This is a genomic window from Streptomyces hilarionis (assembly GCF_024539675.1).
GTDB classification, from domain to species: domain Bacteria; phylum Actinomycetota; class Actinomycetes; order Streptomycetales; family Streptomycetaceae; genus Streptomyces; species Streptomyces hilarionis.
Map to the genome: position 1 here is coordinate 1 of NZ_JAHHIT010000258.1, position 7307 is coordinate 7307.

The 7307-nt window shown below is 74.2% G+C and carries 7 protein-coding genes and 1 pseudogene; 5 read left to right on the forward strand and 3 right to left on the reverse strand.

The genetic code is table 11. The features are described from left to right. The first annotated feature begins 154 nt into the window (after positions 1–154). A complete protein-coding gene (locus KMS84_RS36900; protein WP_256920926.1) occupies positions 155–787 on the forward strand; it encodes a response regulator transcription factor in 633 nt (210 codons plus the stop codon). On the opposite strand, the gene KMS84_RS36905 is transcribed toward KMS84_RS36900, so the two are convergent. The 3 genes from KMS84_RS36905 to KMS84_RS36915 all read right to left on the reverse strand — a co-directional run bounded on the left by KMS84_RS36905 (position 769) and on the right by KMS84_RS36915 (position 4450). Then, entirely contained in the window at positions 769–1488 is a 720-nt protein-coding gene (locus KMS84_RS36905) for a class I SAM-dependent methyltransferase (RefSeq protein ID WP_256920920.1), read from the reverse strand. The genes KMS84_RS36900 and KMS84_RS36905 overlap by 19 nt on opposite strands. A gap of 188 nt (positions 1489–1676) precedes the next feature. Continuing rightward, positions 1677–3419, reverse strand: a complete 1743-nt coding sequence (locus KMS84_RS36910; protein WP_256920921.1) for an MFS transporter — start codon at positions 3417–3419, stop codon at positions 1677–1679. Positions 3420–3667: 248 nt separating this feature from the next. Then, positions 3668–4450, reverse strand: coding sequence for a TetR/AcrR family transcriptional regulator (locus KMS84_RS36915; protein ID WP_256920922.1), 783 nt, complete (start codon positions 4448–4450; stop codon positions 3668–3670). 254 nt (positions 4451–4704) lie between these two features. Here KMS84_RS36915 and KMS84_RS36920 point away from each other — a divergent pair, with 254 nt between their 5' ends. The 4 genes and pseudogenes from KMS84_RS36920 to KMS84_RS41295 form a co-directional block, all read left to right on the forward strand. Further along, the gene (locus tag KMS84_RS36920) at positions 4705–5553 is read left to right on the forward strand and encodes an NAD(P)H-binding protein (protein ID WP_256920923.1); all 849 of its coding nucleotides are present in this window, start codon (positions 4705–4707) and stop codon (positions 5551–5553) included. A 139-nt stretch (positions 5554–5692) separates the two neighbouring features. Next, positions 5693–6235 (forward strand): SigE family RNA polymerase sigma factor, encoded by a 543-nt coding sequence (locus KMS84_RS36925; RefSeq protein ID WP_256920924.1) that lies wholly within the window; start codon positions 5693–5695, stop codon positions 6233–6235. Positions 6236–6264: 29 nt separating this feature from the next. Further along, positions 6265–7065: a hypothetical protein gene (locus tag KMS84_RS36930; RefSeq protein ID WP_256920925.1), complete on the forward strand. Its 801-nt coding sequence runs from the start codon at positions 6265–6267 to the stop codon at positions 7063–7065. A 23-nt stretch (positions 7066–7088) separates the two neighbouring features. After that, a pseudogene (locus KMS84_RS41295) lies at positions 7089–7307 on the forward strand (hypothetical protein); the annotation flags it as partial.

The window sequence follows — 7307 nt, forward strand, 5'->3', positions numbered from 1 at the left end:
GGGAAGGGGGCGGCGGTTCGGGCCGGGAAGGGGGCGGGAGCCGGGACCTGGCGGCCTCGTCCGCGACGGCCGAACCCGCCGACACGGCGCCATCCGCCGCCGTCGGCCCTAGTCTTGGGCCGTGAACGAGACTCCGGGCCGGCCCGTGGACGAGATGCCCCGCTCCCACCGCCCCGCCAAGTCGATCAGGGTGCTCCTCGCGGAGGACCAGGGGATGATGCGCGGCGCGCTGGCCCTGCTGCTCGGCCTCGAACCCGACATCGAGGTGGTCGCCCAGGTGGGCGCCGGGGACGCCATCGTGGACGCCGCCCTCCTCCACCGCCCGGACATCGCCCTCCTCGACATCGAGCTGCCCGGCATGAGCGGTCTGGAGGCCGCCGCCGAGCTGCGCGAACAGGCCCCCGACTGCCGGGTCCTGATCCTCACCACGTTCGGCCGGCCCGGCTATCTGCGCCGCGCGATGGAGGCCGGGGCGGCGGGCTTCCTGGTCAAGGACGGCCCGGTGGAGGAGCTGGCGGCGGCGATCCGCCGGGTGCTGACCGGCGAGACGGTCGTCGACCCGGCGCTGGCCGCGGCCGCGCTGAGCGCCGGGCCCAATCCGCTGACCGCCCGGGAGCGCGACGTCCTGAAGGCCTCCGTCGACGGCGCCACGGTCGCCGACATCGCCGCCAGGCTGCACCTGTCGGAGTCCACGGTCCGCAACTACCTGTCCTCCGCCATCGGCAAGACGGGCACGCGCAACCGCATGGAGGCGATGCGCGAGGCCCGTCAGCAGGGCTGGCTGTAGGCCCGGCGGTCCCGACCGGGCGCGTCCCGCCCTTCGGCGAGCGGGGCGCCCGTGCGCCGCAGAACGCGCAGCGAGCCGGTGTGCGAGACCTCCGTGAAGGCCCCGGACTCCAGGGCGCGCAGGTAGACGCGGTAGGGGGCCTGGCCGGTGAACTCGTCGACCGGGTCCGGGAACACGTCGTGGATGACGAGGAGCCCGCCCTCGGCGACGTGCGGCGCCCAGCCCTCGTAGTCGGCGCTCGCGTGCTCGTCGGTGTGGCCGCCGTCCACGAAGACGAGCCCGAGGGGCGAGTTCCAGAACGCGGCGATCTGCGGCGACCGTCCGACGAGCGCGACGACGTGCTCCTCCAGGCCCGCCCGGTGCAGGGTCCGGCGGAACGAGGGCAGCGTGTCCATCAGGCCGATCTCCGGGTCGACCGTCTCCGGGTCGTGGTACTCCCAGCCCGGCTGCTGCTCCTCGCTCCCCCGGTGATGGTCGAGCGTGAGGGCGCTCACCCCGGACCGGCGGGCGGCGTCCGCCAGCAGGATCGTGGACCGTCCGCAGTAGGTGCCGACCTCCAGCAGCGGCAGCCCGAGCGCGCCCGCCCCGACGGCGGCCGCGTAGAGCGCGAGCCCTTCGTCCACGGGCATGAATCCCTTGGCCGCCTGGAACGCGGCCAGGATCTCGCGCGAGGGCGCCACGGTCGCGGGGGTCGCGGTCATGGGGGTCCTTCCGGTGGTACGCGGGTGTGGGCGCCCATGCTGCCGCACCCCCCGACGCCGTGGCGACGGGGGGTGCGGGAAGGCGGGACGGCGCTCGCCGTGCCCGGAGCTCGCAGGTCAGGGCATCGGACGCCCGATGTCGGACGCCCGACCTCGGACGTCGGGCGTCGCGCGTCAGGCGTCAGGCGTCAGGCGTTGACCGTCTCGCCCGGGAGGGCCAGGTCGAGGTCCACCGGCCGCTCGTCACCCGCGTGGGTCGCGGAGCTCGCGAGCGGGCCGTGGCCGGCGGCCTTGGCGGCGAGGACGTACGCGCCCTGGGCCGGAACGGCGAGGGCGTAGCTGCCGTCCTCCTGCGAGAGCGTGGCGCCCGCCTGGCGGCCGCGGCGGTCGATGAGGGTGACCTTGGCCCGGGCGACCGGGACGCCGTCGGCGTCCACGACCCGGCCCCGGAAGCCCCGCAGGGCCTGCTCGGCGCGCTCCAGGTTGGCGTCCTCCTCGCTGCTGGCGCGCAGCTGCGGCACGGCGGACGGGCGCTGCTGCCGGGGCAGGAAGAGGGCGAGGACCAGGCCCACCGCGACGGCGGCCGTGGCGATCAGGAAGGACACGCGGAAGCCGTGCATGGTCGGGACGGCGACACCGCCGACGTCGTTCGCCGTGTTGGCCAGCACCATGCCGATGACCGCGCTCGACACGGACGTTCCGATGGACCGCATCAGGGTGTTGAGGCCGTTGGCCGCGCCGGTCTCGGAGGCCGGGACCGCGCCCACGATCAGCGCGGGCAGCGAGGAGTAGGCGAGACCGATGCCCGCGCCCAGGACGACGGCGATCACGAGGCTCTGCCAGGCGGCGCTCATCAGACCGAGGCCGGCGCCGTAGCCGACCGCGATGATCATCATGCCGAGGATGAGGGTGAACTTGGGGCCGTACTTGGCCGACAGCCGGGCGTAGACGGGCGCGGTGACCATCATCGTCAGGCCGAGCGGCGCGACCAGCAGTCCGGCGACGACCATCGACTGGCCAAGGCCGTAACCGGTGGCCTTCGGGAGCTGGAGCAGCTGCGGCAGGACCAGCGAGACGACGTAGAACGAGACGCCGACCATGATCGAGGCCAGGTTGGTGAAGAGGACGGCCGGGCGGGCCGTGGTGCGCAGGTCGACCAGCGGGGCCTTCACGCGCAGCTCCATCACGCCCCACAGGACGAGGACGACGGCGGCGGCGGCGAAGAGGCCGAGGGTGGTGCCCGAGGTCCAGCCCCAGTCGCTGCCCTTGGTGATCGGCAGCAGGAAGAGGACGAGGCCGATGGAGAGGCCGATCGCGCCCAGGACGTCGAAGGTGCCCTCGGCGCGCGCCGGCGACTCGGGGACGACCAGGAGGGTGAGGACGATGGCGAGCGCGCCGAGGCCGGCCGCGCCGTAGAAGAGGGCGTGCCAGTCGGCGTGCTGGGCGATCAGGGCCGCGAGGGGCAGGGCGAGTCCGCCGCCGACGCCGATCGAGGAGCTCATCAGGGCCATCGCCGAGCCGAGCTTCTCGCGGGGCAGCATGTCCCGCATCAGGCCGATGCCGAGCGGGATCGCGCCCATCGCGAAGCCCTGGAGGGTACGGCCCGCGATCATGGTGAGCAGGTCGCTGGTGAGCGCGCTGACCAGCGCGCCGACGACCATCACGGCGAGGCTGGCTATCAGCATGCGGCGCTTGCCGAACAGGTCGCCGAGGCGGCCCATGATCGGGGTGGCCACGGCCCCCGACAGCAGGGTGGAGGTCAGGACCCAGGTGGCGTTGCTGGGCGCGGTGCCCAGGAGCTGGGGCAGGTCCTTGATGACCGGGACGAGCAGGGTCTGCATCACCGCGACCACGATGCCCGCGAAGGCGAGGACCGGGACCACGGCTCCGCTCGCCTCGCGGGTGGGCCGGTCGGTGGTCGTGTGCGTCATGAGGGGGTGCCTCCGGGCGGTGGTTCGGCGATTACATGGGAGCTGAACCTGTATGCACGGGCAACTATTCCGATGCTTCGGCGTACTAATGATTTCTTTATCTTCTCTTGACACAACCCGCCGGTGGCCCGAGGGCGAGAGCACCGGCCCGGGGGCGGAGGCGGGGGGCGGAGGCAGGAGTCGGCGGCAGGAGTCGGCGGCAGGGGTCGGCGAAGGAGCGGACGCCGGCCGGGAGGGCTCGTCGCCGGTCAGCGGGCCGGAGTCCCGAGGATGCCGTTGAGCAGCACGTCCAGGCCCCAGGCGTCCCGGTCGCCGGACGAGAACAGGGCGGGCCGCATTGCGGCGATCATCGGGTAGCGGTCGGCGGGCAGGGCCGCGTACCGGCGGTCGGCGTCCGCCACCGCGCCGCCCTCGTCGCCGCCCCGAGCGACGCGGGCGCTGTGCTCGGCGGCGGCCGCGGCCATGTGGAGGTGGAGCAGGTCGACGGCCCAGGCGGCGGTGACGTCGTCGAGGCCCCCCTGCTTGAGGAGGCCGAGCATGCGGTCGAGGATCAGCAGGGCGTTGTCCCCGGTGGGGATCGCGCCGAGGGCGACCGCGGCCAGCCCCTCGTGCCGGCCCATCGCCTCGACGGCCGCCGCGACCAGCGCGTGCAACTGCTCCCGCCAGGTGCCCTGCGCGGTGAGCGGCACCCGGGCCAGCGCCTCGTCGAGCATCGCCGCCATCAGGTCCTCGCGATGGGCGACGTAGACGTAGAGGGAGGCGGGCCCGGTGTCGAGCTCCCTGGCCACCCGGCGCATGGTCAGCGCGTCCAGGCCCTCGCGGTCGAGGACGGCCAGACCCGTGCGCACGATCACCTCACGACTGAGAGGAGCCTTGGCGGGCCGCGCACGCCGGCTGACCGGCCCGGCGGCCCCGCTCGCCGACGCATCCGCGGACGCGCCGGAGGACGCGGGCGGCCCGGGCTCCACGGAGGCCGAAGGGCGCACGGAAGGCTCGGGCGGCTCGGGACGTTCGGAGGTCGCGCGGGTCACGGGGAGAGGGTAACGGCGCACACCCGACGGCCGGGACGCACGAGCCCCGGGACGGGCGACGGCCGGACGGGCGCGCGTCGGGACGCACGACGACCGGGACGGGCAACGGCGGCCCCACGCCGGGCGACCCCGCAAATCCTTTGACACGAACACCGTTCGTTTCCTAGCGTGCCGAACGAGGCCGACGAACATCGTTCGCTACGAACATCGTTCGCGCATTCATCCACTTCATCTCATCTCCCAGGGGGACCCACATGATCCTGATCACCGGCGGCCGCGGCGCCATCGCCACCGAACTGCTCGCCCTGCTGCACGCGGACGGCCTGCGCCTGCGGGTCGGCTCCGCCCGGCCCGCCGACCTCTCCCCGCCGCCCGGCGTCGAGACGGTCGCCCTCGACCTCACCGATCCCACGACCTTCCCGGCCGCGCTGGCCGGCGTCACCTCCGTCTTCCTCTACGCGAGCGCCGAACGCGTCACCGAGTTCGCCGAGCACGCCCACCGGGCCGGGGTCGCCCACGTCGTGGTGCTGTCCAGCTCCGGCGTCCTCGGGATGCTCGGCCCCGAGCCGAAGGACGACGCGCTCGCCGCCTCGCACCTGGCCGTGGAGCGCGCGCTGCTCGACTCGCCGATCGAGACGACCCTGCTGCGGCCCGGCTCCTTCGCCTCCAACGCCTCGGCGTGGGCATGGCCCGTCAGGGCCGGAAGGCCCGTCAGCCTCCCGTTCCCGGGCGCCCACACCGACCCCGTCCACGAAAGGGACGTCGCCGAGGCCGCCCACGCCGTGCTCACCGACCCCCGGCACCGCGGCGGCCGGTTCACCCTCACCGGTCCCGAGTCGCTGACGTTCGCGGAGCAGATCGACCGCCTCGCCGCGGTCACCGGCCTGGCCGTCGTCCACGAGCACGTCACCCCGGAACAGTGGAAGAAGGAGACCGCCGGACACATCCCGGACGCCTACGCCGACGCCCTCCTCGCCTGGTGGCGGTCCACCGACGGCAGGCCCGTGGCCCTCACCGGCACCGTCGAGGAACTGACCGGCCACCCGGCCCGCTCCTTCACCGCCTGGGCCGCCGACCACATCGCCGACTTCACCGGATCCTGACCCGCCGCCACCGCGCCCCGACCCGCCGACGCCCGGGAAGCGTCCCGGCTGCCGGGTTGCGGGGGCCGCGGAGAATCTCCGCCGGGGAGGCAACGATCCGGGGCGCTCATGGCCTCCTTTGAACATCTAGGAGGTGCTCATGGGGGATCGGAAGCAGGATCGGGACGCGGAGTTCCAGGCCTTCGTCGTGGGCCGCTGGCCACGGCTGATGCGCACGGCGTTTCTCCTCACCGGGGAACAGCACGCCGCGGAGGACCTGGTCCAGTCGACGCTGGAACAGGTCTTCGTGGCCTGGCGCAGAGTCGCCGCGGCCGACGAACCGGAGGCGTACGTGCGGCGCGTGATGATCAACGCGCACGCCCGCAGGCACCGCAGGAAACTCCGGGAGTTCCTCGCTCCGAAGGACGACGGCTCGCAGATCGCCCACGAGGTCGCCGACACCGGGGACCCCATCACCCGGGCCGACGACCGGCACACCCTGCTCCAGGCGCTGGCCGCGCTGCCTCCGAGGCAGCGGGAAGCGGTGGTGCTGCGCTATTGGGAGGACCTGACCGAGACGCAGACGGCCGAGGCGATGGGCTGTTCGGTCGGCGCGGTGAAGAGCAACGCGGCCAAGGGGATCGCGAAACTGCGGGCCATACCGGACCTGGCGGACGCGGTGGCGCACGGAGGGCGGAAGTGATGAACGCGGACCGGGAGACGAACCACGACATGACACAGCACGACATCGCCCTGCTGCTGGCCGACGCCGCGGACGAGGTCGAGATCGGCATAGCCCCCACCCAGGCGCTGATCCGCGCGGGGCGCCGCCGCAGAGCCCGGCGCTGGGCGGTCGCGGCCGCCGCCGCCCTGGTGGTCGCCGGGTCGACGGGGGCGCTGGCCGTGACGGGGCTGCCGGGGGGCGGCGGTGGGCGCACCGCGCCGGCGGCGACACAGCCCGCGGTCACCGGGACCCCGTCGCCGTTCCAGCCGCTCAGCCGGCTCGTGCTCGCGTCCGGCAGGGACGGGGGCAGGCCGTGGCGGGTCGCCCTCGACGTCTGGCGGGCCCCGGTCGACGTCCGGCACGCCCGGACCACGATGGTCATGATGGGAGAACTCGGCGAGACGCCGACGGCCGTGAACACCGCGGCCGACCTGGTCGGCAAGAGCGCGTACTTCGTGCTGCGCAGCTCGGGCGACGTCAGGACCGCCCCGCAGATGCTGACCCTGCACGGTGTCACCGCGAGGAGCGACGCCCTGCACGGCCGTGACGTCGACGCCGTCGCGGTGCCGCTCTCCCCTTACGGCGAGGGGCCCGCCCGGCTGGTGATCGGCAAGGTGGCCAAGTCCGCCCGGCAGGTGACGTGCGCCTGGAAGGACGGCACGAAGACCCAGGTCGGCAGGGCTTCGGCGACGACCGGGGGGCGAGACGGCGCCCCGGCGATCCGCGCGGTCGAGGGGTCCCCGTACGACTGGTTCGTGTGCCTGGCCCCGGCGGGCACGGAGTACGCGTCGGCGGAGGTGACGCGGTAGGGGCGCCGGTTAGGGTGGCAGGCGTGTCGTACTCAGGCCCGCACTCCGACCCCTTCGGCCCCTCCGACCCCTATCAGCCGTCCGACTCCTCCTTCGGCGCGGACCGGCCCCGGCGGTCCCGGTTGCGCCGTCCGCTGACGGTGGCGCTGGCCGCGCTGGTGCCCGGCGCGCTGCTGGGCTGGCTGGCGTACGAGGCGCTGGGCGGGAGCGGGAGCTCGGGGGACGGCGGATCGGGCGGGGCG

Bases quoted from the DNA above. Each gene is read 5' to 3' on its own strand.
- KMS84_RS36925 (WP_256920924.1), top strand. From the start codon at position 5,693: ATGGGGGATCGGAAGCAGGATCGGGACGCGGAGTTCCAGGCCTTCGTC.
- KMS84_RS36905 (WP_256920920.1), bottom strand. From the start codon at position 1,488: ATGACCGCGACCCCCGCGACCGTGGCGCCCTCGCGCGAGATCCTGGCC.
- KMS84_RS36930 (WP_256920925.1), top strand. From the start codon at position 6,265: ATGACACAGCACGACATCGCCCTGCTGCTGGCCGACGCCGCGGACGAG.
- KMS84_RS36900 (WP_256920926.1), top strand. From the start codon at position 155: ATGCCCCGCTCCCACCGCCCCGCCAAGTCGATCAGGGTGCTCCTCGCG.
- KMS84_RS36910 (WP_256920921.1), bottom strand. From the start codon at position 3,419: ATGACGCACACGACCACCGACCGGCCCACCCGCGAGGCGAGCGGAGCC.
- KMS84_RS36920 (WP_256920923.1), top strand. From the start codon at position 4,705: ATGATCCTGATCACCGGCGGCCGCGGCGCCATCGCCACCGAACTGCTC.